This window comes from Neobacillus sp. GCM10027624 (genome assembly GCF_042675345.1).
GTDB classification, from domain to species: domain Bacteria; phylum Bacillota; class Bacilli; order Bacillales; family Cytobacillaceae; genus Neobacillus; species Neobacillus cucumis_D.
The window spans coordinates 208915-233276 of the sequence record NZ_JBHTHD010000033.1 but is presented as its reverse complement, the minus strand read 5'-3'; the positions used below and the strand labels follow the sequence as shown (position 1 = coordinate 233276).

Here is a 24362-nt window from a genome sequence, read left to right as displayed (position 1 = left end):
AAAAGACCTAAGTCCGGTAGAATACCGAGCTCAGGTCCTCAAAGTAGCCTAAAATATTTGTCTAACTTTATTGGGTCAGATCAAAATTCAAAAGCACACAAAAAATTAGGTTATGCTATTATTATAAACGGAGGTGATGTGGATTGATTTACATCGGTGTAACAGGCTGGGGCGATCATGATAGCCTTTATCCGGGACAAATATCACCAAGGGATAAACTAAAAGAATATGCTGGAAACTTTCCGATTGTTGAAGTCGATTCGGCTTTTTATGCCATCCAACCACAGCGAAATGCCGAGAAGTGGGTTAATGAAACACCCGAATCCTTTCAATTTATTGTAAAAGCCTATCAGGGGATGACGGGACATATGCGCGGCGAAATTCCCTTTCAAAATAAGCAGGAAATGTTCTCGGCTTTCAAAGATTCACTTGAACCATACATAAACAAAAATAAATTGGCGATGGTCCTTTTTCAATTCCCGCCATGGTTTCAATGTGCACGTGAAAATGTTGAATATCTTAGATGGTGTAAAAATGAAATGGGTGAAATTCCTTGTGCTTTGGAATTTAGAAATCAATCGTGGTTCGCACCGCAATACCGAATCAAGACACTTAATTTTATGAAAAAGGAAGCATGGATTCATAGCATTTGTGATGAACCGCAATCTGGTGAGGGGTCGATTCCGACAGTTTTAGAAACCCTTGATTCCGAAAAGGTCTTAATCCGATTCCATGGCCGAAATGTTCACGGCTGGCAAAAACGAAATACCGATAATTGGCGTGAGGTCAGATACCTTTATCGCTATAATCAGCATGAACTTGAGGAATGGGCTGCTAGCCTAAAAAATTTAGAAACTGAATCTAAGGACGTTTACGTTCTCTTTAATAATAATTCAGGCGGAGACGCGGCAGATAATGCGAAAGAAATGATTGACCTGTTAGAGATAGAATATGAAGGTCTTGCCCCAAGGCAATTGGATTTATTTTAAAGAAGGAGAATACAAAAATGGAATGGGTTATTTTACTGATTGTCGGACTTTTAGCCAGTTCTTTAGGTTCGCTAATCGGTCTTGGCGGGGGAATTATTGTCGTTCCAGCGCTTCTCTATTTTGGGGGATTATCGTGGTTCGGCCATGTTTCACCTCAAGTAGCAGTTGGGACTTCATTGTTTACAATGATTTTTACCGGTTTATCTTCAACACTTGCGTATATGAAACGGAAAACCGTTGATTATAAAAGTGGTCTTATTTTTTTAATTGGAAGTGGACCTGGAAGTATTTTAGGTGCATGGGTCACTGAAAAATTGAATTTGCACTCATTTAGTATCTTTTTTGGAATTTTTATTATTTTTGTATCCATTGTTTTATTGCTAAAGGATAAGTTAAAGCCGATTCCCTACCGTAAAGATAAGGGGATTGTACGCACCTTTAGGGATAATGAAGGCAAAAGCTATGAATATGGATTTAATCCTTTTGTCGGGATTCTAATCGCCTTTATAGTTGGATTTTTGTCAGGAATCTTTGGTGTGGGTGGAGGCTCATTAATGGTTCCAACAATGATATTAGTGTTTTTCTTTCCGCCGCATGTTGCGGTGGCAACTTCAATGTTTATGATTTTACCAACATCTATTCTCAGTTCGATTACCCATGTGGTTTTAGGAAATGTGAATTGGCTTTACGCTTTAGCATTAATTCCAGGAGCGTGGATTGGGGCTAAGGTAGGGGTTTATTTAAATTCAAAGCTTAAAAGCAAAACGATTGTTTTGCTTTTACGAACGATCTTAGTGATTGTTGGGCTACAACTTATTTATGAAGGAATTATAGGATAAGGAAGAGAACTTAGAATGGAAATCATTCAGATTTATCATACAAATGATATTCATAGCCATTTGGAGCATTGGCCGCGAATAGAGAAATTTTTATTAACCCAAAAGGAACTTGACCAAAAGCAAGGAGATGAAGTTTTCCTTTTTGACATTGGTGATTTCATCGACCGCTGGCACCCATTTTCAGAGGGAACAAAAGGAAGAGGAAATATTGAACTGTTAAATGGTTGCGGCTATGATGCTGTAACGATTGGAAATAATGAAGGGATTAACCTTCCTTTTCATGACTTGGATCATTTGTATGATGATGCACATTTCGATGTGCTGCTGGCGAACTTATACAAAGAGGGAAACACCCCTCCTGAATGGGTACAGCCCTACAAGATTTATCAAACAAAAAAAGGGACCCGAATTGGGGTAATAGGTTTAACGGCACCGTTTACCCTTCTTTATAAGTTGCTTGGCTGGGAACTTTCTGATCCAATTGCTGAGTTGAGGAAATGGATGAAAACGTTAAAGGAAAAAAGTGATATCATTCTTTTACTTTCCCATCTTGGTTTAAATGTAGATGAGCAGATCGCAGTAGATTTCCCTGAAATTGATGTTATTCTTGGGGGTCATACCCACCATATACTTCAAAAAGGAAAGCAAATAGGAGATACCCTTCTTGCTGCTGCAGGAAAGTATGGCAACTTTATTGGTCAGGTTACCCTAACACTTCAGCCTGATAAAAAGATTGAAAACAAACAGGCGATTCTTTTTCCGTTTGAAACGCTTTCCGAAGTGAAGAATGAGCAAAGCAAGATTGATGAATTTTTTTCAACTGGAAAGGAGCTTTTAAAAGAAAAAATTACTTTTTTAAATGAACCTTTAGAGGCTAACCCCTTTGAAAAGACCAAGCTTTCTAGTATACTGTGCGAGGCACTCAGGGAATGGTGTAAGGCAGATTGCGCCTTTATTAATGCAGGATTACTATTAGGTCCGCTATCAGGAGAGGTTACAGCAAATGATTTGTTGGCCATTTGCCCCCACCCAATTAATCCTTGTAAGGTAGATTTAACCGGACGCGAATTAAAGGACGTTCTCGAAAAAACGAAGGATCCCGATTGGCCAGAAAGGAAAATCCTAGGGCTTGGTTTTAGGGGAACAGTAATGGGGATTATCGTGTATGAGGGGGTCACCTTCCAAGAGGATGCCATCTACATAAATAATGTGAAATTGGATTTTGAAAAAATTTACTCTTTGGCTCTTCCCGATATGTTTACATTTGGACATTTCTTTGGCGAAAATTTTAAAAGGAAACCAAAAAAATACTATCTCCCAGAATTCCTACGTGATTTATTGAAATGGAAGTTATAAATAGATGCATAGGTTATACACTTTTTTCTGAAGCTGTCATAAAGTGTAAGTGAAGGGAGTGTGGGAACTTGATTGATCTTTCACCAATCGAATTGAACGGCCATACTTTTTTGGCAGTAACCGTGCTGCTACCAAAAACAACTTTGCTTTCAATCTCAAACGATAAGGGATATATCATGTGCGGTGCCTTAGATGTTGGATTATTAAATGATCAATTAAAGGATCGTAAAATTGTTGCCGGCCGGGCAGTAGGAGTAAGAACCATCGACCAGCTCCTTAACGCCCCGCTGGAGTCGGTAACTTTTGAGGCACAAAGTTTAGGTATTCATAAGGGCATGATCGGCAAGGACGCCTTGCTGAAAATGATTTAAAACAGCTTGCTGACTGGCAGGCTGTTTTTTATGATTGGGAACGTATGGACTGTCCGAATTAAGAATAGTGTCGCCAAAAGCCCCGATAGTCGACACACCTCCCTAAAATCCGTCTCCAACTCGCTTTCCTTTTAGTGCTAGGTCCACCAGTTCAAGCATACACATAGCTTGTAAGGGGGGATTCTTTTGGCAAAATTTCGTCCACGATATAAGCGCAAGGGACCACTGCCTCTCCGCTATGTGATTCTACTCTCATTTGTCTTTTTTCTCTTCTCTACCGCAGTTGGCTTATGGATGATCAACAAAGGCCTAGAGCCGACATTAATGAGATATGCCGAATCCCAGTCAAGAAAAATTGCCGCATCCGTGATCAATAATGCAATCACAAAAAAAACAGTGGACGTTGGCGATGTGATTGGAATTGAACCTGGGACAAATGGAAATGCACAAAGCGCCTATTTAAAAACAGAATTAATTAACCAAAAATTATCGGAAATTACCAGTCAGATACAGAAAAACTTGTCGCGTGCGGAAATAGGAGACGTGGATTCCCTTGAACAATTAACAGATGTTGAAATCGAAAAAGAATCAACTGAAAAAACGGATGGAATCGTTTGGTATGTACCCATAGGGCAAGCAACCAATCTTGCTCTATTTGGTAACTTGGGTCCAAAGATACCAGTAAGATTCCATGCCATTGGGGATGTGCGTCCTGATGTTAAAATTACAACAGAGGAATTAGGAATTAACAATACATGGATTAAGGTAAACATCCACCTTGAGGTAGCCGTTCAAATCATCACGCCATTTGCAACGAAAATTACCAAGCTAACTCAAAATATCCCTGCTGGAGGAAAGCTAATCGAGGGTAAGGTTCCGCAATTCTATAACAGTGGAGGCGGTTTGCTGCCATCCATTCAATTGCCAGATTCAACAAACAGCAACAAAACCACTACCACTAAAGAAGAGAAAACTAAATCCAAAAAATAAAAGGACTGTCTTTTAGCGGACAGTCCTACCTTCTTTTTCTTAATTTGATTCTCTCCTGACGCTCCCACATGGCTAAATGTGGATATGGATCAAATGACCATTCGGTGAGCCCATTGTCTTTATACATCCCATAGTGTAAATGTGGAGGGAATTTACCGGATGTTCCTGGAGGTCCATACCCAGAGCTTCCAACACTGCCAATGATCATTCCCGGTTCGACCACCTGACCAACGGATAAATCCTTTGCAAATCCATTTAAGTGAGCAAAATAATGGTACGTATTATTTATGTCACGGATTCCAATTCGCCAGCCGCCGAATTTGTTCCATCCCTTCATTTCTACAATCCCATACTTGGTTGCCCTGACAGGGACACCGTAACCGGCAAAAATGTCGGTGCCTTCATGGATTCTTCGCCCACCCCAGCCTCGTGCATCGCCCCATGTACTGCGATAGCTGTGATTAGCCCGAATCGGCATTGGGAATGCTTGGTCATCAAGATTTAATCTGCCAAAGTGACGGTAGACCTTTGCCTTTCCCGCAATGATTCCAACGGTTTTATCACGATGATAATAATTCCACAGACCAATCTTAAGATTATCATGGTCCAAACCATAAGAAAGAAGGTAATGGGCAAATGTATATAAAACATCTTCATCATTTTTACTATCCGCTTTTCCATCTCCATCCCCGTCGACGCCCAATCCATTAAAAAGCTGAATCGTTGCAGGATTTTGATCTGTTGGGTTAGGGTTTGTAAGACCTGCCCATTTTTCTGGGCTGATATAAATCGCAATCACACTTTCTGCCTTTGGCAAGTCTCTACGGACTTGACGAATACTTCTTTCATATTGATCAATGGCAGCAAGGTAGTACCAAGGAATCTGTGTAATCGTTTCAACTTTTTTGTAAAGTTTCATTCTTTCCTGGTATACATCAGGTTCTTTCGCATGAGCATCCCTGACAGCAAATGTAGAGGAAAAGAATAAAAGGAAAGTTCCAATTATCAGAGCTGCCCGCACAGGAATCCTCCTTCCAATTAATGTACAACATTAGTTTATGATTCTTTAGCCATTTCATAATGGTTAATAAATGGTAATGAATGTTTTTAGAATGAAAAAATTCACAAGGTTGCAAAGTTTTCTCGACTTGTCCTTCGGTGTACTCTATGTTAAAGTGACAACTGAGAGAACTCATTCACATACATAATGTAGGGGTGGAATACATGAGCACAAAAGAACCAAATTTAAGAAAGCCGGAATGGCTAAAAATAAAATTAAATACAAATGAGCATTATACTGGCTTGAAAAAAATGATGCGTGAAAAGAGCCTTCATACCGTTTGTGAAGAAGCGCGCTGCCCGAATATTCATGAATGCTGGGCCGAAAGAAGAACCGCTACCTTTATGATTCTCGGAGATGTTTGTACCCGGGCATGCCGCTTCTGTGCGGTTAAAACAGGTCTGCCAACTGAATTAGATTGGCAAGAGCCGGAAAGAGTTGCTGACTCTGTTCAGTTAATGAATCTAAAGCATGTCGTTGTCACCGCAGTAGCCAGGGATGACTTAAAGGACGGCGGTGCTGCTGTATTTGCAGAAACCGTAAGAGCCATCCGCAGAAAAAATCCGTTTACCAGCATTGAAGTTCTGCCTTCTGATATGGGTGGTAAGGAAGAAAATTTAAGAATTTTAATGGATGCTAAACCGGATATTTTAAATCATAATATCGAGACCACCAGACGCTTGACTCCAAGTGTAAGGGCAAGGGCTAAATATGACCGTTCATTAGAATTTTTACTCCGCGCAAAAGAAATGTATCCGGAAATTCCAACCAAATCAAGCCTAATGATTGGACTTGGGGAGTCAAAGGAAGAGATTCTTGAAGTTATGGACGATTTAAGAGCAAATCAGGTAGATATTATGACGATTGGCCAATATTTACAGCCAACGAAAAAGCATTTAAAGGTTCAGAAATATTATAGCCCTCAGGAATTTGAAGAATTACAACAAATCGCTATGAGTAAAGGCTTCAGTCATTGCCAGGCAGGGCCGCTTGTCCGTTCATCCTACCATGCAGATGAACAAGTAAATGAGGCAGCAAAACATAAACAAGCTTTAGGTGAGCAAGAAATAAAAGAAGCATAAAAAAAAAGTTCAGCCGAATGAAAACGGCTGAACTCTTTTTTTTATTTAATGCATTTTACGGTCATCCGATGTTAAACCATTTTCATCTTCACTATCACTTAAGCGGTTTCCTTGTGGAGAGTCTTTCATTTGTCTGATAACATAGTTAATCGAATGTCTGGAGTTTTTGTTCCTTGCATCCATATGCGAAAGGTTTTCAACATCGCGCATTAAAGCCTTTTTATCGGTAACATATACATGATAGTAACGCGGAACAACAGACATGGCTGTTCTTTTTACCTGATCCGCTGTTAAATTACGATCCTTGGAATCGGTTGTATAAGCAACCAAAACCTCCTGGTCGGTTACCAATGTAGCCACATCATGTACATTCGGCAGGTTTGTACTGTATTTACTAATAATATTCGCAACCTGCTCACGGTCAAGGGCAGTGTAATGGTTATTTGCCGTATTATCGTTCATGATTGGACTTTTTTGATGGCGGACATATCCGAAATCATTACTGACATTTCGGACACTTCGACCCGCCCCTTCATTATAAAGCTCAGTCCTTTTATTGTTCACATTAATGGAATTTCCGCTTTCCTCGTAGACATCCCGGTTATTCATATCCTTGGAGCAACCTGTTATGGTTGTAATCGTACATAACCCAAGGATGATCATCAACTTTTTCAAATTAAAACACCTCCCTTTTATTAGAATAGCCAGAAGGAGGATTTTTTTTCTTAGTAATTGATGGTGAATCGGTTATAATGGGAAGTAGGATCGACTGGTAAAATGAGGTGATAACATGATTGTAATGAACAATACCATGTATGAAATGGTCGAGGAATACCGCAACGGCTTTAACGAAGAAGCCTTTAAGGCAAGGTATAGTGATATTTTATCCAGGTATGACTATGTTGTCGGAGATTGGGGCTATGGGCAGCTCCGTTTAAAAGGATTTTTTGATGACCAAAATCAAAAAGCAACCTTTGATACAAAAATAAGCACACTTAGCGAATATATATATGAATACTGTAATTTCGGATGTGCTTATTTCGTTTTGAAAAAAGTAAAAAAATAATGAAAGGACCCAAAATCGGGGTCCTTTCATTATTTTATTCATTCATGGAATACGGCGGCTGGGCATCTGTATCCGGGTCATCATGCGGCTGATGTGCAGGCTCTATTTGTCGAGGTGCATCTTCATGCAAAGATTTGAATTCCCAGTTAAAAGCTGAATAATAGCGCTGTCCTTCTTTCCAAGGTGTACTCTTATTCTGCACGGGATCATTTACTCGGAAAGTTGAGCCATAGGGTCCTTCTGGGAACTCCTGGGCAGTCAAATAATTTTCCCGCTTTTCCACTGTTGATATTTCTGTATATTTTTCCGCATCCTTTTTAGACATGTACCTCACTCCTTTTATCGTTAGTATGATAAAAGAAGTTCCTAAACATAATATCCAATTTTTTGGTTAAACGATTTCAGAAAGAAAAGATCTTAATTCCTCTGCATCCTCTTCATTTAATTGAAAAGCGAATTCTAAATAGCCTTCTTCTTCCAGGTCATCATGTCCAATAATGGCAAAACGGTTCCCTTGCATATCAAGGACAAGATGTTTGCCATAATGACGACTTGTTTGGACAATCGCTAGATCAAAACGCTGGTTTTCACCCACAAAGCTGACAAATCTCGTTCTTGTATTTTCTGTATCATCATATAAGAAAAATCGTTCGTTCATAAAACGGTCTCCTTTATTCACAACTTTTTTCGACACTCCCCTAATCATATCAAATATACAGTAATAAAGGGAGTAATGTTTTTAATAATTAAAATGTCGTGAAAAGACAAAAGGTGCCAAAATGTGGTATAATTGAACTAATCACGTATGTTGACTTTTGAGAGGAATGAATGGAATGGTCCGTTGTTACATTGAAAAAGCTAAACGTGTAATACAATGGGGAAAGCTCCTTTTACCTCTTGCGTCCATACGATATTATCCCCCTCAATTTAATTTGCGCAACCCATTATTGGAAGGCGTTTCTGCTGCATTTAAAGCAAGGCATGATGTAGCGGTAATTGTTTTTACCATAAAAAATTATATTGAATTGTCAGAAGCGGAGGGAAACTTTCATTCCTCTCCATTTATAAAAAAAATGAAACGAGTTTTTCAGAACTGTATTGAAAAAGAAATGGAAAAAAATGATGTTATTGCCCTTCATGACCATTATGAAGATGGCATTACCCTAATGATTAAGGTGGACTATGAACGGCATAGCCTTTCGGAAATTGATGAACTTGTGAATAAAATTATCCAAGAAGTGGAACGTAATCTACACCAGGAAAATCCACTAGTCAGACCTGTTTTTGATGGTGGTTATATGTTCGTGGAGAAACATAATTTTTCGATTCAAAGCTCCATTGAAAGGGCTCATCGCCAAGCAATTGCAATGGCGGAACGAAAGATAGATGCAGAGTTGAATGAAATGATTTTTACGTTTAAGAAAATCATCTCTAAAAAAGAAATTCACCTATGGGCACAGCCGATTATTGATGTGGCAACAAGCGAAATTCACGCTTGGGAAATGCTGACACGTGGTCCTCAGGGGGTATTAGAGAATCCTTTTCCGCTTTTTTCTGTTGCCAGACAGACAGGAATGCTATATGACCTTGAAATGATTATTTTCGAAAAGATTTTTCAACAATTAAAGGTAACAAAAAGCAGGGAAAATATCTTTATGAACTGTACGCCGCTGACGCTTGGAAATATCCGGTTTCCCCGCGATATAAAACAGTTACTTGAAAAATATAGAAGAATTTCCCCCAAACAGATTACGTTTGAAATAACTGAACATGATTCAATTGATGGGGTTGAGAATTTTTCCTATAATCTTAAGGTCTTACGATTAATGGGATTTCGATTTGCTGTTGATGATACTGGAGCAGGTTATAATAGTTTAAATACGATTAGTGAGATCATGCCTGATATCATTAAAGTGGATCGTTCCGTGATTGAGAATATCCACAAAAGTCCTGTAAAGGAATCCATGTTGAAGGGATTGTTACTCGTGGCACGAGAAGCAGGGTCGTTAGTGGTAGCCGAAGGTATCGAAAATGAAGAGGAAGCCTCTGTATTAACACGTAATAAGGTTGATTTAGCCCAGGGATACTATTATGCTAGACCTACCGCACTTGTGAAAGGAATTGCAACATAAGAGAAGCGGAAACAAGGAGTGGACAATCATGTATTTTGTTGATAGGGAAAAAATTGAAGCCATTTTAGTTTTTTTTGAAAAGCAAATTAGCCTTTTTTTAAGCCAGAAAAATTGGTCATCGCCAATTGAAAAGGCTGCGCTCGAACGGTTGACGCAGATGATGCTCGAGTCCGTACTGGATGTCGGCAATTCGATGATTGATGGGTTTATTATGCGTGACCCTGGCAGCTATGAAGATATTATTGAAATTCTAACAGACGAAAAGGTGATTTCTGCAGAAAACGGCAATCGTCTTAAGGTTCTCATTCAATATCGAAAATCTCTTGTGCAAAATTATACAGAAATCAATCATGATGAACTACTAAAACAATTTTCAGAGAACATCGAAGCATTACACCAATTTTCAGCCAATGTCCGGGAGTACATTGTAAATGAACTGGGTCCCGTTTCAGCATTTAAAAATTAACCATAAGACCGTCAATTGCGGTCTTTTTCCTATTTAGGAAAGGAGTATCAAATGAAAAAATATCAAGGTTATTTAATTGATTTAGATGGCACGATGTACAAAGGAACAGAGCGAATCGAAGCTGCTTCCGATTTTGTCAAAAAACTAGCAAACAAAGGAATCCCTTATTTATTTGTAACCAATAATTCTTCAAGAACTCCAGCGCAGGTTGCGGAAAAACTCCGTGGATTTGATATTCCTGCAGAAGAGCATCAAGTGTTCACAACTAGCATGGCAACGGCTAATTATATTTTCAGTCAAAAGCCAGATGCTTCAGTTTATGTGATTGGTGAGGAAGGAATCCAAACGGCCATAAAAGAAAAAGGATTTCTAACTGCATCCGAGAATGCTGATTTTGTGGTGGTAGGAATTGATCGTGCAATTACCTATGAAAAATTAGCAGTTGCCTGCTTGGCTGTAAGAAATGGGGCTGTGTTTATTTCTACTAACGGCGATATTGCGCTTCCAACAGAGCGAGGACTGCTGCCTGGGAATGGTTCATTGACCTCTGTTATTACCGTATCAACCCAAACAAAACCAATTTTTATTGGGAAGCCTGAATCGATTATTATGGAACAGGCGCTAAAGGTATTGGGGACGACTAAAGGTGAGACCTTAATGGTGGGGGATAACTATGATACAGACATCATTGCGGGAATGAACGCCGGCATGGATACTTTGTTAGTACATACAGGCGTTACCACAAAAGAATTGCTGGCTGGATATGACCGCAGACCAACCTGTGTGGTGGATACGTTAGACCAATGGGAGCCATAAAAAAAGGATGGAAGAGGTCCATCCTTTTTATTCTTTATCCTGTTCCTCTTTGCGTGCGGCCCGGTGTGCCAAACGGCTTGATGCAGCTGCAGCAATCGCACCGACAATATCATCAAGGAAGGTGTGGCATTCCCCAGTTGATTTATCGTTTAAATGAGCAAGGATACCTGGTTTCTGCTTATCAATATAACCGTAATTTGTAAAACCAATTGAACCGTAGACATTCACAATTGATAACGCAATAATTTCATCCACACCATAAAGGCTTTCATCACGTTTAATAATGTCCTGGAGCGGCTCCTCTAATAAACCCTTTTCCCCCAGCTTATCGAGCTGAATCCCTGTTAAAATTGCGTTTTGAACCTCGCGCTTTGATAGTACCCGTTCTACGTTGGCAATACAGTCCTCCATTTGTAAATTTTCATGATACTTATTTTGGAGAAAATAAACTAAATCGGCAATATCCTGAATTTCAACGCCTCTTTCTTTAATCCATCTTCGAGCGGTTTCTTCAAGAATATCCATTTTTTTGTCTGCTGCCATACAATCACCTTTTCTATGAATTTTCACGATTGTTCTCTATATATTATTGATTTTTTCCCTAACATATGCACTTTTTTCAAAAATGAATTGAAAAACGGGAACCAACAAGTTTTGAAAGACCCTTACATATATATAAAGTAAAAGAGGTTTCGAAAGAGGTGGCGGCATGCTGCAGAAATTGCTGGAGAACCAGTATGGAATCAAGGTTGAGGAATATCTGAAATTAGATTCTTATGACGCTTTAAGGGGAAATGGCTGGCTTTATTTAGTCTCTAAGCCTGGTGGCAAGGAGGAAACGGATATTTCTGAATTGGAGAAAATAGCAGTGCATCTTAGAAACTTTGGAGACCAGCATGTACCTGTTTTTCTTTCATCAAAAGACGGGAATTTGATTACAACCTGGGAGCAAAATAAATATTGTGTTCTCGCAAACAAGCAGACTGAAAAACCACAAAAAATTAAATTAGGCCGTAAATTGGCCAAATTCCATGAGCGCGGCCGAAATGTTCCGTTTCAAATCGAAAGAACTAGCAGGATTGGCCAGTGGAAGTCCCTATGGGAAAAGCGTCTAGAGCAAATGGAGAAGGTATGGAATGGACAGTTGTTTCAAACACCGGAGGATGAATTTGAAAAAATGTTTATTGAATCCTTTCCCTACTATTTGGGGTTAACCGAAAATGCTATTCAATATTTAGTGGATACTGAAATTGACGATGAACCAATGGACTTTGATGCTGGGACTGTGTGTCACGAACGGTTTTCAAAAAATTCATGGGGCAGAAATTATTATATTAAAAATCCATTTGATTGGGTATTTGACCATCGAAGCCGGGATCTTGCTGAATGGACGAGGGAGCGCTATTTCCGAAACAATCAAACATATGATCAGGAATTAAGACAGTTTTTCGAGGAATATCAAAGCATTGCTCCATTATCTTCCTTTTCTTGGCGGCTTTTATATGCTCGTTTATTATTTCCATTACATTATTTTGAGTGTGTTGAAAATTATTATATTACTCGTTCTGAGCAAGATAAAAAGCTTTTGGAGGAGAAATTAAGTAAAATCTTAAGGCAATCATCAGAGTATGAACAATTTCTTGGGGGCTTTTATTTATTATCAGGAGCTCCAATTAAAAGACTGAATCTTCCACTGCCTGAATGGCTTATGGTAAAATAATGTTAAAAGCGGGTAAGGAAGGAAATACCAATGAAGCCATATATTTATATAACAAGGAAGCTGCCAGAAGAAGCAATAGCGCCGCTTCGGCAAAATTATGAAGTCAAAATGTGGGAACACGATGACGTTCCTGTGCCGATGGACATTTTACTAGCGGAAGTCAAACAAGCAGATGCCCTATTAACCATGGTATCCGATACGATTGATGAAAAGGTACTAAATGAAGGGAATAAGCTTAAAATAGTAGCTAATTGTGCTGTTGGGTATGACAATATTGACCTTACTGCAGCTGCTAAAAATGGGGTAGCCATTTGTAATACCCCTGATGTTTTAACCGATACAACGGCAGATCTGACCTTTGCATTATTAATGTCCGTTTCCCGCAGGGTGGTGGAAGCGGCTGAATTTATTAAAAAGGGACAGTGGAAAAGCTGGAGTCCGTTTTTACTAGCAGGTCAGGATATTCATCATAAAACACTTGGGATTGTTGGAATGGGGAAAATCGGAGAAGCGGTTGCCAAACGTGCGTCCGGATTTGAGATGAATCTTCTCTACCATAATCGAACAAGGAAGCCGGAAATCGAACAGAAACTGGGCACTGTTTATTGTGCGTTTGAGGACCTCATAAAAAAGGCTGATTTTGTGGTCTGTTTAGCACCGCTAACCGATGAAACCCAAAATATGTTTACCCGGGAAGTTTTTCAGAAAATGAAGCATTCCGCCATTTTCGTTAATTCTTCAAGAGGACCCGTTGTAGATGAACAGGCTTTATATGAGGCACTTGTTACAGGAGAAATCGCCGGGGCTGGATTGGATGTATTTGAAAAGGAACCTATTGACAACGGTCACCCATTACTTGGGCTTTCAAATGTTGTTGCGCTCCCGCATATCGGAAGCGCAAGTGTAGAAACAAGAACGGCAATGATCAATTTATGTATCGCTAATATTGAAGCGGTGTTAGAGGGAAAGCTGCCCTTAACAATTGTAAATAAGAATTGGAAGACCTGTACGAATTCTAAATAAAAAGAGCGATTGCCGATGAGGCAATCGCTATTATTTTATTAGAATACTTGTTCAACTTCGACAATTCCAGGAACTTCTTCAAGAAGTGCTCTTTCAATGCCGGCTTTAAGTGTGATGGTGGAACTTGGACAGCTGCCGCATGCACCTAATAAACGGAGTTTCACAATACCATCCTCAACATCAACTAATTCACAATCCCCGCCATCGCGAAGAAGAAATGGTCGTAATTTATCTAATACTTCTTGTACTTGTTCTTTTATTTCTAACTCTTCCATTCCCATCGACTCCTTTCCTATCTATATTATAATGTGATTGACAGTAAAAATCCATTCCGAAGAAACTGGCAAAACGCCCATTTAATCATTTTCTTTCATTTTTAAGTAAGAGATGTTGTAAAATAAAAGAAAAAAACAAGGATGAATCAAATGGAACATAATCAAGTAGAAATCATATTATACGGAGCAGAGCAGCTTTGCCCAAGCTGTGTAAATCTTCCCTCATCGAAAGAAACATTTGAATGGCTTGAGGCTGCTATTGCTCGAAAATTTCCGGAACAGCCCTTTAAAATGACTTATGTAGATATTCATTTTCCTCCCGCAGAGCCCGAAAAGCAAAGCTTCGCTCAAAAAGTGATTGAGGAGGATATGTTTTATCCTGTGGTTGTGATCAAGGACAAAGTGGTCGGCGAAGGAAACCCGCGGTTAAAAACGATATTTTCCGAGCTTGAAAAGCATGGATACAAAGCGGTTTAAACAGAAGAAGGGGGTGTTCCATTATATGGACATCCCCTTCTTTTTCATGCATTATCCATTATGATATTTGTACATCCATAAGATTCCGGACTTGATCAGGCGTGCAACACGTCCTGTAATCGCTGAATTGCCCATCATTCCAAATCCTTGTTTCTTTCCAAGGGATCCGAGTATGCCTTTTAATTTGATTGGTGGGAATGATGCTGGCGGTTCTTCCCCATTCCAACGTTTTCTCAATACCTCCACAATTTGCTCTGCTTGTCCTTCCGCTAATTGTGCACTTGGTGCATGAGGGAGGCTTGCACAGTCACCGAGGATATAAATATGTTCATCCGTTTTTAGGTTGTGTTGAGGAGTAAGGACCACTCTACCCATGTTATCTTTTTCCTCAGGAAAATCACGAACGATTTTGTTTGCTTGAATTCCAGCTGTCCAAACGATGACATCACAATCAATTGGTTCATCATGGTTATATAGTCTTTTTTCTTCTACTTTTGTTATATTAGAATTGTTGATAATTTCAACATTATTCTTATTAAACCAATTTTCAACATATTTACTCAGGCGGTCAGGAAACGATGATAGAATATGCTTTCCTCTGTCAAACAACTTAATTTTAAGGTCATCTCGGCTTTCGCTTAATTCACTTGCAAGTTCTACCCCGCTAAGACCAGCTCCGACAATGCCGACCACTGATCCGGGAGGCAGATTATTTAAAACAGAATAAGTTTCACGGGACTTTCCAATGCTTTGAATACTGTAAGTAAATTCATCTGCCCCAGGAACCCCATGATACTTGTCCTCACAGCCAAGACCAATAATTAAATCATCGTAGCTAATTGGTTCATCATCTTTTAGAAGAACCTTTTTTTCTTCTCTTTTGATTCCGGTAACTTCACCAAACTTTATATTCAACCGAGGATGTTCAGGAAAACAAACACGAACCTCTTTATCGGAAATGGTTCCTGCCGCTAAAGCATAGTATTCGGTTTTAAGACAGTGGTATGGGACTCGGTCCACAAGTGTAATCGTTACGTTTTCCGGAAGATTGTTCGGAAGGAGTTCACTAAGAATTTTCATTCCTCCGTATCCTCCGCCAAGAATTACCAGGTTTCTCATTTTTAAATTTCCCCTTTTTACAAAACAATTGTATTCCTATTTTTAATGTTCCTTTTTTCTTCGATTTATTGCACGCGGAATATAGCAATAAATTGGAATCAAGGATTTAATGGTTTATAAAGTCAAGCGCAATTTCACACAATTACGAGTATAGCTAAGATATGACGAAATAACAACAATTTTCATGCTTTCTTGACAAAATGAATGCACTTTGTTAATTGACGGTATCCCCTAAAAAGAGTACGATTAGTAGGTATGAAGAGGTGAAGGCATTGATTAAACCAATCATTGAATTTTGTATAAGCAACTTAGCAAATGGCGCACAGCGGGCGCTTGAAATATTAGAAAAAGATCCGAATTTGGATGTTATCGAATATGGTTGTCTTGGATATTGCGGAAAGTGTGCAATTACACTTTACGCACTCGTTAATGGGGAAGTAGTAACTGGAAAAACTCCGGAAGATCTTGTAGATAATATCTATCAATACTTGGAAGAAAATCCAATGTTTTGAGAAACGCGAAAGCGCCTTGTTCAGCCCGACAAGAAACCTCCGGGTCTAGGCGCTGGGGCTAGATAAAAAGAAAGGAGCGTAAACCGCTCCTTTTTTCATTTTTTATCATATAATAGTTATTATAAACGATTTGTTGTGCCAGTAATCTGAAGTGGATATACTAAATCAAAAGACTTAAAAGGGGGAACTAGAATGAGTAATGAGGTTGTTATTTTAACCGAGGCGGCTGCCATGCAAATTAAAGATATGATGAAGCAAAATGAAGAAGAAGGAGCCCTTTTACGTGTGGGTGTTAAAGGCGGAGGCTGCAGCGGCTTATCTTATGGAATGGGATTTGATCATGAAGTAAAGGAAGACGATCTACAATTCGAACTGCATGGAATTCAAATCCTCGTTGATAAGGAAAGTGCTCCTATTTTGCAAGGAACAAAAATTGATTATAAACAATCGATGATGGGCGGAGGATTTACGATCGAGAATCCGAATGCTATTGCCTCGTGCGGTTGTGGATCTTCTTTCCGAACAGCAACGGCTACAGGTACACCGGAGGAATGTTAGGATTTAAAGGGAAAAGGCGTCCGCAAAACGGGCGCCTTGTAAGACTATTGATTAAACATGGAAGAACTGTGTAATGGCTGAACTTTTGCTTTTGGATCAATATATGATTTTGCGTTGTTAACGGCAGTTGGTGCCTCACCAAATCCACAGGCAATTAATTTCACTTTCCCATCATACGTGCAAATGTCCCCTGCAGCATAAATTCCCGGTACACTTGTTTCCATTTTAGAGTTGACTAAAATCGAATTCTTTTCAATTTGCAGGCCCCACTCTTTGATCGGTCCAAGAGATGACACAAAACCATAATTACAAATGACGGCGTCAACATTAATGGTAACCTTTTCTTCACCGTTCACACTTTCAAGAACCACTTGCTTAATTCCGGAATGATCTCCAATTAGTTCTGAAGGAACATAGGGAGTTTTTACAAGAACCTTTGAATTGAATAAGTTTTCAACACTATGTTCATGGGCTCGAAATTTATCTCTGCGGTGAACAATCGTCACTTTTTCTGCAATAGGTTCCAACATTAAGGCCCAATCCACCGCGGAATCTCCGCCGCCAAATACTACAACTTTTTGACCGGCAAATTTATTTAAATCTTCGATAAAATAATGGAGGTTTTTCCGTTCATACTGTGTAGCACTTTCTAGCTCTAAGCGGCGAGGCTGGAAAGCACCGTTTCCTGCCGTAATTACCACGGTTTTTGAATAATGTACTTCAGTATTTGTTGTTAATTTAAAAATACCGCTTTCTAGCTTTTCTAATTTTTCAACAGATTGTTCAAGCGCAACTACTGGATCAAATTTCGCCATTTGCTCTTTTAGGTTATTTACCAATTCTTGAGCACGAATTTTTGGAAAACCGGCAACATCATAGATATATTTTTCAGGGTATAGCGCTGACAATTGACCGCCAAGTTGTGGTAAGCTCTCAATGATTTTCACTGAAGCTTGTCGCATCCCTCCGTAAAACGCGGTAAATAAACCAACAGGACCTCCCCCGATAATGGTGAGATCAAATACCTTTTGATCACCTTGCACTATGAATCCCCCCCAGCTGTTAGTAACAATCTCCATCCCAATCATAACATAAAAATATTAAATGCTCACTTGAATTGCAAGGAATATTCACTTTATTGGAAATAGTCCATTAATTCATCTCCTTAGTTGGATTACTTGAGTGGAAAATGTTCAAAGTATAATTATGTTAAATAAATTAAAAAACCGCTTGAAAACTAGATGAAAAAGGAATAAGATGAATTGTGTATATATTGTTACTATTATGTGACAATATCAGAACATTGTTTAATTAAGAGAGTTTATAAGGAATAGGAATATTAATGTGCATCCTACTGTAATGAGAAGTAGCTGCTGATTTCTTTGTACCCATTCGTGAAAAATATCACAAAGATTTCGCCTTGTAAACCTAAAGAAATCTGCCGATTGGTAAGCGCCAGAGGCGCAGTTGCGCTTTCGGCAAATAAAAACAAAGAAATCAGTGGATGATAAAACAAAAGGTTCATTAAAATAAAATAAAGGTGGAAGTGATCACTTTGAGAAAGCCAAAAATTGTTATTGTCGGGGCAGGATACGGCGGACTTATGACAACAGTTCGTTTGCAAAAATTATTAGGTGTGAATGAAGCGGAAATCGTGTTAATCAATAAAAATGATTATCACTACGAAACTACATGGTTACATGAAGCATCAGCAGGCACATTACACCATGATAAAGTGCGCTATGATATCCGCAATGTAGTTGACCGTAGTAAAGTTGAGTTTATTCAAGATACAGTTGTTGAAATCAATAAAGAAGAAAAGAAAGTCATTTTAGAAAATGATCAAGTCAATTATGATTACCTGGTCATTGCGCTTGGCGGAGAACCAGAAACATTTGGAATTAAAGGGTTAAAAGAATATGCATTTGGCATTACCAATGTCAATTCCTCTCGTCAATTACGGGAGCATATTGAGTACCAATTTGCTACGTACAATATGGAAGAAGAAAAGAACGATAATCGCTTATCTATTGTAGTTGGCGGTGCCGGATTTACGGGGATTGAATTCCTTGGTGAATTAACGAATCGTATTCCAGAGCTTTGCCAGGAATATGATGTGGATTTCCAAAAAGTTAGAATTACTTGCGTAGAAGCAGCACCAACTGTTCTTCCTGGTTTTGATCCGGAATTAGTTAGCTACGCAGTTTCTCAATTAGAGCGTAGAGGCGTAGAGTTTTTAATCGGTACAGCGATTAAAGAAGCTACTCCTGAAGGGATCTTTGTTGGTAAAGGCGATGAGGAGCCTTATGAAATTAAGGCTGGAACTGTCGTTTGGGCTGCAGGTGTACGAGGAAATGCCATTATTGAAAAATCAGGTTTTGAGGCAATGAGAGGCCGCGTGAAAGTACAACCGGATCTTCGTGTACCAGGATTTGATGATGTATTTATTATTGGTGACAGCTCTCTTGTTATTAATGAAGAGATCAACCGTCCATATCCTCCGACTGCACAAATTGCCATGCAGCAGGGTGAAGTAGTTGCTAAAAACATTGCAGCACTTGTTCGAAATAAGGCAGAGCTTGAAAACTTTACCTTTGATAATAAAGGTACTGTTTGTTCCCTTGGTGAAGATGATGCGATCGGTGTTGTATTTGGTAAAAAAGTGACTGGTTCAAAAGCAGCCTTCATGAAAAAAGTGGTTGATAACCGGGCCCTTTATATGATTGGCGGTACATCACTAGTGCTGAAAAAAGGGAAGTTGAACTTCTTTTGATAAAAATCTTTTAAAAAAAGGGCAGAAAAATTCTGCCCTTTTTTTTCATATCATTTCATGAAAATGTGATTTAGGAGGTTCTCATGAGTAAACGTGGTAAGGTGTGGCTTGCCGTCTCGGGATTGGTAAAGTATGACGAGAAATGGCTCGTAGTTAAGAAAAGATACGGTGGGTTAAAAGGGCAATGGTCGTTGCCGGCAGGCTTTGTTAATGAAGGAGAAACAGCGGATGAAGCTGTTATTCGGGAGGTCAAAGAAGAAACGGGTATTGATTGCTCAGTGAAAGGTTTAATTGGGCTGAGAACAGGTGTAATAAAAGAAGAAGTAAGTGACAATATGCTTATGTTTTTACTTGAGCCGACGGACGGTGTTCAAATTATTCATCAAGACAGCGAACTTTATGAGGCGCGATTTATGACACCTGAAGAGCTTCTGAATGAAAAGGAGGCCTCTATTCTTTTAAGCTACTTAATAAATCAAACGAATTCCTTTTTAATACCCTGTAAAGATGGTTTGAATCCGGGTAATCAGTTCGGATATACGGCATATAAAATATTTTTGTAATTTTTAGAAAATTTAAGGAACCCATCGAAAATGAAAGAAAACTCAGGATGTATCCGTTTTCTTATGTTTATTTGCTTGTATTTCCTTCTTTTCTTTTTTTCATTTTCTTGATATATTATCAGAAAATTTAATAAATAAACAAGGAGGATGAATAGTATGACTGTAAAAAATTTGGATACAAAAACATGTGATTATTGTTCTGGAAATGGTTATTTTCAACTTTTACTTGGTGGTTCTGAAACCTGCTCATGCTGTGAAGGTACAGGAAAGAAGCAGGAGTAAAAAATGGAACTGAGAAAATTTGCTTCTTCGAATCCTTCGGAGGGCTATTTTTTTGCATAATCTTTGAACTTGATACTTCCGCTCGGCACTTATTGGCTTGTACTTGTAGTTTACTCTAAAGCTTTCCGCTTTTCTTTTCTATTGACTCCCTTTTGGACATTCAGTACACTTAATGTTGATGTGTCAAAGGGGGAATTTTCAATGCAAATGAGCATTGTTGTCTTAATTATCTCGATGTTATTGTTTCTTGTGTTATTTTTTGGAATAGGATTTATCCTTAATATGCTTTTAAGAATGTCTTGGATTATGGCGATTATTTATCCAATTGTCGCGATTTTAATTGTTGATAAAGTACGTTTTATTGAATATTTTACGAATAGTAAAGCTGCCTTCGGACAACTCGGGCATCGTTTCAGTTCACTTGCAACTGCTGACATCTTAATTTTAGTTAGCGGGCTGGCAGGTGCAATTGTCTCAGGCATTGTCATTAAGCTTTTAAGAAAAAATGGATACCAGATGTTCTAAGACTTTTTACCTTGGTAAGGAGTCTTTTTTATTTACTCCTTGAATAATTCTTTTCCCCATGGGAAATGAATATTTTTTGAGGAGTGAAAAATTTTGATGAACATATTAAAAAGTTGGGCTAAGCGCTTTATGATGACAAGTCTTTTCTTACTGGCGCTTTTCGTTACCTATCAATCCCTTTCCGGAGTGAATGCCCAAACAGTATTAAATTTTGTTGATCCGTTTATTTCGTCGAGTAAAACGGCATCAGGTACAGTCCCAACGTTAGAAGAAGCCATTGATTGGTCTAAATATCCGAAAAAAACGGTTATTGCCACGGGTTACACTGCAGGGTTTGAGTCAACAGGAAAATATCAAGGGCATCCTGAATATGGAATTACCTATTCGGGTGTAAAAGTGAAGCGGGATTTATATTCAACGATTGCAGCAGATTTAAATGTTTTTCCAGTAGGGACCATTTTATTTATCCCCGGCTATGGCTATGGCGTAGTAGCTGATAAAGGCGGGGCAATAAAGGGAAATGAGTTGGACTTGTATTTTAACACGGTTAAAGATGTTTATAACCAATGGGGCAAAAAGAAATTGGATATTTATGTTGTTCAAAAAGGAAATGGAAGTCTTTCGGAAAAAGAATTAACAACATTAAATGAAAAAAAGTCGATGCAAGTATTCAGGCAGCAATATATTCATTCTGAGAAAAGATAAAAGCAGGCAACCGCCTGTTTTTTTCTATTGTCCAGCTTCGGGTCAAGCCGCTTCTGCTTTTCTAATTGTTTCCGATTCTCGAAAGAATTTTTCTTTTTCGTTATAATAAACTTATAAAGATACTAGGGGGAAAAGACATGTTTGAAATTAAAACAGAATTTAATGGATCAAATGAACATGAAGGTTTGGTTGTCGGTCTTTTTGACCGGCCGGAAAAATTTACGGGTTTACTGGCCAGGCTTGATGAATTATTCGATGGACAGCTTAAAGAGCTTGTAAAGTCTGGAGATATTACTGCTAAGTTTAAAAGTATTAATAAAATACATACTCTTGGAAAAATGGGTGTAAAGCGAATTTGGTTTGTTGGCCTGGGTAAAGAAAAAGAACTATCATTTGAGAATGCACGTGATGTGTTCGGGAAACTTTTTAAGATGATAAAAGCTCAAAAACAGGAAGAATTAGCTATTGTTATGGAAACGTTTACAACGGAGGGGTTGACAGCACTGGATGCAGCTCATGCAGCTGGTGAAGCATTGGCACTAGCGACGTATGAGTTTAAGGGCTACAAACAGAAGTCAAATGAACCGGAGAAGAGTCTGGAAAATCTAACAATCTATTGTGGCTCCAATGATTTTGAAGAACTAAAAGCATCGTTAACAGTAGGGTATGCGTTTGGAAAAGGAACTAATTCAGCCCGTACACTTGTGAACACACCAGGAAATTTGCTGACAGCATCCGATATGGCCGATTATGCAAAGAAACTTGCCGCTAAGTATGACTTTGAAGTGGAAGTCTTAGAAAAGGCGGAAATTGAAAAGCTGGGGATGGGTGCGTTTTTAGCAGTAAATCAGGGGTCAACAGAGCCGCCAAAAATGATTGTTCTTAAATATCAAGGGAAGGATAACTGGAAGGATGTTATTGGTCTTGTCGGCAAAGGGATTACCTTTGATACCGGAGGATATTCCATTAAAACAAAAACAGGGATTGTTGGCATGAAATCAGACATGGGCGGTGCGGCAGCTGTGTTAGGGGCAATGGAGATTATTGGGGAAATACAACCTGAACAAAATGTTGTCGCTGTTATTCCGTCTACTGACAACATGATTAGCGGATCGGCCTTTAAGCCTGATGATGTGATTACTTCGATGAGCGGTAAGACGATAGAGGTACTAAATACGGACGCTGAAGGTCGTTTAGTCCTAGCAGATGCTGTTACATATGCAAAACAACACGGTGCTGAATACCTCGTGGATGTTGCAACCTTGACAGGGGGTGTGATTACTGCACTTGGTCTTCACACCACAGGTGCCATGACCAATCATGATTCTCTATACGAACAGGTTTTAGAGGCATCAAAGGAAGCCGGAGAACGGATTTGGCAATTGCCGCTGTTTGATACCGAAAAAGAAAGAGTACGAAACAGTAAAGTGGCGGATTTAAATAATTCACCTGGAAGTGAAGGTCATGCCCTTGTAGCAGGTGCGTTTATCGGAGAATTTGCGGAAGAAACACCATGGGTACATTTAGATATTGCAGGAACCGCAACTACCTCAAGGGAATATGACCTTGGACCTGCAGGTGCAACGGGTGTCATGACCCGGACACTCGCTCTATTTGTTGAGCGTTTTGAGCCAATTGAAAAATAACTTCATCCTCCGAGCTATCTTTGGTTTTTTATGTATTTGCCCACTCAAAAACCTATCTGTTCGCATATGAAATAGTGTAGGCAAGTATATACGAAAGGGAGGTATGATGGCATGTACCCTTATCGATATCCCTATCCCGTTCAAGATCAAAGATTTATCGGGTGGGGCTGGCCGTTGGCGATAGGAGGACTTGGCTTTTTAGGAGGATTATTAGGTGGAGGATTAGGCGGGTTTGCAGGAGCAGCATTAGGAAGCCGCCCGCCTTGGGGTTATCCAGGATTTGGTTATCCAGGCATGGGTTACCCGGGATTTGGTTATCCGGGCATGGGTTACCCAGGATATTATTAAACAGAGTAAAAACAGCTCCAAGGGCTGTTTTTACACTTTTTAGAAGAGTAATTTTGTAAAAAATTAGAAATAAAATATTACATAAAATAATCTCTAGAGGAGAGGTAAATATGGTTAAAAACACATTATTAGAAGCATTAGGGATTGAAATAACTCATATAGAGCCAGGGAAAGTAATTGCAACGATGCCGGTTGATGAGCGTACGAAGCAGCCCGTTGGTTTACTGCATGGAGGGGCGTCTGTGGCGCTAGCAGAAACAGTTGCCAGTTTAGGTGCTTATGAATTGGTGGACAAAGAAACACAAGGGGTTGTAGGTCTAGAAATAAATGCAAACCATGTACGATCCGCTAAAGAAGGTTTTGTGACAGCAGTCGCAACCGTTCTGCACCAAGGAAAAACAACAATGGTATGGGATATAAAAATAAGCGATGAAAAGGATCGGCTTATCTGCGTTTCCAGATGCACAATGGCGGTTATCTCCTTAAAAAAATAAAAGCCACTAAAAGGATGAGTTCTTCATCCTTTTTTCTTTGGATGATTTGTAGGAAAATTTAAAAAAATCACGACCATTTCATGTTATAATAGAAAATAATAAAAAATTTTCTTATATGTACAATTTTTTGTACAGGTTTCTTTATATAATGTAGTAATAAATTTGTTAGAAAAGG

Annotated in this window: 30 protein-coding genes and 1 pseudogene; 23 read left to right on the top strand and 8 right to left on the bottom strand. The window is 39.0% G+C overall.

Annotated features, from left to right (window positions below):
- Nucleotides 1-143 precede the first annotated feature (143 nt).
- From ACFQZ9_RS30780 to yunB, 5 genes are all read left to right on the top strand, one after another.
- Nucleotides 144-989 carry a DUF72 domain-containing protein gene (locus tag ACFQZ9_RS30780; RefSeq protein WP_498947143.1) on the top strand — a complete coding sequence of 282 codons (846 nt, stop codon included), beginning with the start codon at nt 144-146 and terminating at the stop codon, nt 987-989.
- A gap of 17 nt (nt 990-1006) precedes the next feature.
- Nucleotides 1007-1828 carry a sulfite exporter TauE/SafE family protein gene (locus ACFQZ9_RS30775; RefSeq protein ID WP_498947142.1) on the top strand — a complete coding sequence of 274 codons (822 nt, stop codon included), beginning with the start codon at nt 1007-1009 and terminating at the stop codon, nt 1826-1828.
- 15 nt (nt 1829-1843) lie between these two features.
- Nucleotides 1844-3184 carry a bifunctional metallophosphatase/5'-nucleotidase gene (locus ACFQZ9_RS30770; RefSeq protein ID WP_498947141.1) on the top strand — a complete coding sequence of 447 codons (1341 nt, stop codon included), beginning with the start codon at nt 1844-1846 and terminating at the stop codon, nt 3182-3184.
- 68 nt (nt 3185-3252) lie between these two features.
- Nucleotides 3253-3555, top strand: a complete 303-nt coding sequence (locus ACFQZ9_RS30765; RefSeq protein ID WP_498947140.1) for a YunC family protein — start codon at nt 3253-3255, stop codon at nt 3553-3555.
- Nucleotides 3556-3741: 186 nt separating this feature from the next.
- A complete protein-coding gene (yunB, locus tag ACFQZ9_RS30760) occupies nt 3742-4545 on the top strand; it encodes a sporulation protein YunB (protein WP_198310368.1) in 804 nt (267 codons plus the stop codon).
- Nucleotides 4546-4570: 25 nt separating this feature from the next.
- Here the strand turns inward: yunB and ACFQZ9_RS30755 are convergent, their stop codons facing one another.
- Complete coding sequence (locus ACFQZ9_RS30755) at nt 4571-5566, bottom strand: M23 family metallopeptidase (protein ID WP_498947139.1); 996 nt, start codon at nt 5564-5566, stop codon at nt 4571-4573.
- Between the two features lie 203 nt (nt 5567-5769).
- Here ACFQZ9_RS30755 and lipA point away from each other — a divergent pair, with 203 nt between their 5' ends.
- Nucleotides 5770-6687 (top strand): lipoyl synthase, encoded by a 918-nt coding sequence (lipA, locus tag ACFQZ9_RS30750; protein WP_498947138.1) that lies wholly within the window; start codon nt 5770-5772, stop codon nt 6685-6687.
- A 45-nt stretch (nt 6688-6732) separates the two neighbouring features.
- Here lipA and ACFQZ9_RS30745 read toward each other — a convergent pair whose 3' ends face one another.
- Complete coding sequence (locus ACFQZ9_RS30745) at nt 6733-7362, bottom strand: YhcN/YlaJ family sporulation lipoprotein (RefSeq protein ID WP_198310366.1); 630 nt, start codon at nt 7360-7362, stop codon at nt 6733-6735.
- 115 nt (nt 7363-7477) lie between these two features.
- On the opposite strand from ACFQZ9_RS30745, the gene ACFQZ9_RS30740 reads away from it, so the two are divergent.
- On the top strand, nt 7478-7753 hold the full coding sequence (locus ACFQZ9_RS30740) for a YutD family protein (RefSeq protein ID WP_198310365.1): 276 nt from the start codon (nt 7478-7480) through the stop codon (nt 7751-7753).
- A gap of 34 nt (nt 7754-7787) precedes the next feature.
- Here the strand turns inward: ACFQZ9_RS30740 and ACFQZ9_RS30735 are convergent, their stop codons facing one another.
- Together ACFQZ9_RS30735 and ACFQZ9_RS30730 are read right to left on the bottom strand one after the other, a co-directional pair.
- Nucleotides 7788-8078, bottom strand: coding sequence for a cytosolic protein (locus ACFQZ9_RS30735; protein ID WP_498947137.1), 291 nt, complete (start codon nt 8076-8078; stop codon nt 7788-7790).
- Between the two features lie 66 nt (nt 8079-8144).
- Nucleotides 8145-8411: a DUF3055 domain-containing protein gene (locus ACFQZ9_RS30730; RefSeq protein WP_026576053.1), complete on the bottom strand. Its 267-nt coding sequence runs from the start codon at nt 8409-8411 to the stop codon at nt 8145-8147.
- A 175-nt stretch (nt 8412-8586) separates the two neighbouring features.
- Between ACFQZ9_RS30730 and ACFQZ9_RS30725 the strand changes: the two genes are divergently transcribed.
- The 3 genes from ACFQZ9_RS30725 to ACFQZ9_RS30715 are packed head-to-tail and all read left to right on the top strand — an operon-like array spanning nt 8587 to nt 11167.
- A complete protein-coding gene (locus tag ACFQZ9_RS30725; protein WP_498947136.1) occupies nt 8587-9885 on the top strand; it encodes an EAL domain-containing protein in 1299 nt (432 codons plus the stop codon).
- 28 nt (nt 9886-9913) lie between these two features.
- A complete protein-coding gene (locus ACFQZ9_RS30720) occupies nt 9914-10351 on the top strand; it encodes a DUF86 domain-containing protein (protein WP_498947135.1) in 438 nt (145 codons plus the stop codon).
- Nucleotides 10352-10402: 51 nt separating this feature from the next.
- Nucleotides 10403-11167 (top strand): TIGR01457 family HAD-type hydrolase, encoded by a 765-nt coding sequence (locus tag ACFQZ9_RS30715; protein ID WP_498947134.1) that lies wholly within the window; start codon nt 10403-10405, stop codon nt 11165-11167.
- Between the two features lie 27 nt (nt 11168-11194).
- On the opposite strand, the gene ACFQZ9_RS30710 is transcribed toward ACFQZ9_RS30715, so the two are convergent.
- Complete coding sequence (locus ACFQZ9_RS30710) at nt 11195-11692, bottom strand: phosphatidylglycerophosphatase A family protein (RefSeq protein WP_035424610.1); 498 nt, start codon at nt 11690-11692, stop codon at nt 11195-11197.
- 184 nt (nt 11693-11876) lie between these two features.
- Here ACFQZ9_RS30710 and yutH point away from each other — a divergent pair, with 184 nt between their 5' ends.
- Both yutH and ACFQZ9_RS30700 read left to right on the top strand, forming a co-directional pair.
- The gene (yutH, locus tag ACFQZ9_RS30705; RefSeq protein ID WP_198310360.1) at nt 11877-12887 is read left to right on the top strand and encodes a spore coat putative kinase YutH; all 1011 of its coding nucleotides are present in this window, start codon (nt 11877-11879) and stop codon (nt 12885-12887) included.
- 30 nt (nt 12888-12917) lie between these two features.
- On the top strand, nt 12918-13910 hold the full coding sequence (locus ACFQZ9_RS30700) for a 2-hydroxyacid dehydrogenase (RefSeq protein WP_498947133.1): 993 nt from the start codon (nt 12918-12920) through the stop codon (nt 13908-13910).
- 38 nt (nt 13911-13948) lie between these two features.
- Here ACFQZ9_RS30700 and ACFQZ9_RS30695 read toward each other — a convergent pair.
- Nucleotides 13949-14240, bottom strand: a pseudogene (locus ACFQZ9_RS30695) (NifU family protein).
- Nucleotides 14241-14335: 95 nt separating this feature from the next.
- On the opposite strand from ACFQZ9_RS30695, the gene ACFQZ9_RS30690 reads away from it, so the two are divergent.
- The gene (locus ACFQZ9_RS30690) at nt 14336-14662 is read left to right on the top strand and encodes a YuzD family protein (protein ID WP_198310357.1); all 327 of its coding nucleotides are present in this window, start codon (nt 14336-14338) and stop codon (nt 14660-14662) included.
- Nucleotides 14663-14713: 51 nt separating this feature from the next.
- On the opposite strand, the gene ACFQZ9_RS30685 is transcribed toward ACFQZ9_RS30690, so the two are convergent.
- Nucleotides 14714-15781 carry an NAD(P)/FAD-dependent oxidoreductase gene (locus ACFQZ9_RS30685; RefSeq protein WP_498947131.1) on the bottom strand — a complete coding sequence of 356 codons (1068 nt, stop codon included), beginning with the start codon at nt 15779-15781 and terminating at the stop codon, nt 14714-14716.
- Between the two features lie 272 nt (nt 15782-16053).
- Between ACFQZ9_RS30685 and ACFQZ9_RS30680 the strand changes: the two genes are divergently transcribed.
- Nucleotides 16054-16293, top strand: coding sequence for a YuzB family protein (locus ACFQZ9_RS30680; RefSeq protein ID WP_498947130.1), 240 nt, complete (start codon nt 16054-16056; stop codon nt 16291-16293).
- Nucleotides 16294-16485: 192 nt separating this feature from the next.
- Nucleotides 16486-16851 carry a HesB/IscA family protein gene (locus tag ACFQZ9_RS30675; protein ID WP_198310354.1) on the top strand — a complete coding sequence of 122 codons (366 nt, stop codon included), beginning with the start codon at nt 16486-16488 and terminating at the stop codon, nt 16849-16851.
- A gap of 44 nt (nt 16852-16895) precedes the next feature.
- On the opposite strand, the gene ACFQZ9_RS30670 is transcribed toward ACFQZ9_RS30675, so the two are convergent.
- Complete coding sequence (locus ACFQZ9_RS30670; protein ID WP_498947129.1) at nt 16896-17894, bottom strand: NAD(P)/FAD-dependent oxidoreductase; 999 nt, start codon at nt 17892-17894, stop codon at nt 16896-16898.
- 512 nt (nt 17895-18406) lie between these two features.
- On the opposite strand from ACFQZ9_RS30670, the gene ACFQZ9_RS30665 reads away from it, so the two are divergent.
- The 8 genes from ACFQZ9_RS30665 (at nt 18407) to ACFQZ9_RS30630 (ending at nt 24187) form a co-directional block, all read left to right on the top strand.
- Nucleotides 18407-19624 (top strand): NAD(P)/FAD-dependent oxidoreductase, encoded by a 1218-nt coding sequence (locus ACFQZ9_RS30665; RefSeq protein WP_026576066.1) that lies wholly within the window; start codon nt 18407-18409, stop codon nt 19622-19624.
- 83 nt (nt 19625-19707) lie between these two features.
- Nucleotides 19708-20187, top strand: a complete 480-nt coding sequence (locus ACFQZ9_RS30660; RefSeq protein ID WP_498947128.1) for an NUDIX hydrolase — start codon at nt 19708-19710, stop codon at nt 20185-20187.
- 156 nt (nt 20188-20343) lie between these two features.
- Nucleotides 20344-20469 (top strand): YuiA family protein, encoded by a 126-nt coding sequence (locus tag ACFQZ9_RS30655; protein ID WP_372512730.1) that lies wholly within the window; start codon nt 20344-20346, stop codon nt 20467-20469.
- 201 nt (nt 20470-20670) lie between these two features.
- Nucleotides 20671-20994: a YuiB family protein gene (locus ACFQZ9_RS30650; protein WP_133334069.1), complete on the top strand. Its 324-nt coding sequence runs from the start codon at nt 20671-20673 to the stop codon at nt 20992-20994.
- A 96-nt stretch (nt 20995-21090) separates the two neighbouring features.
- Nucleotides 21091-21699: a stationary phase survival protein SpsC gene (gene spsC, locus ACFQZ9_RS30645; protein ID WP_286180123.1), complete on the top strand. Its 609-nt coding sequence runs from the start codon at nt 21091-21093 to the stop codon at nt 21697-21699.
- A 137-nt stretch (nt 21700-21836) separates the two neighbouring features.
- The gene (locus ACFQZ9_RS30640) at nt 21837-23345 is read left to right on the top strand and encodes a M17 family metallopeptidase (protein WP_498947126.1); all 1509 of its coding nucleotides are present in this window, start codon (nt 21837-21839) and stop codon (nt 23343-23345) included.
- A gap of 111 nt (nt 23346-23456) precedes the next feature.
- On the top strand, nt 23457-23693 hold the full coding sequence (locus ACFQZ9_RS30635) for a hypothetical protein (RefSeq protein WP_198310349.1): 237 nt from the start codon (nt 23457-23459) through the stop codon (nt 23691-23693).
- A 110-nt stretch (nt 23694-23803) separates the two neighbouring features.
- Nucleotides 23804-24187 carry a hotdog fold thioesterase gene (locus ACFQZ9_RS30630; protein ID WP_198310348.1) on the top strand — a complete coding sequence of 128 codons (384 nt, stop codon included), beginning with the start codon at nt 23804-23806 and terminating at the stop codon, nt 24185-24187.
- The last annotated feature ends 175 nt before the right edge of the window (nt 24188-24362 follow it).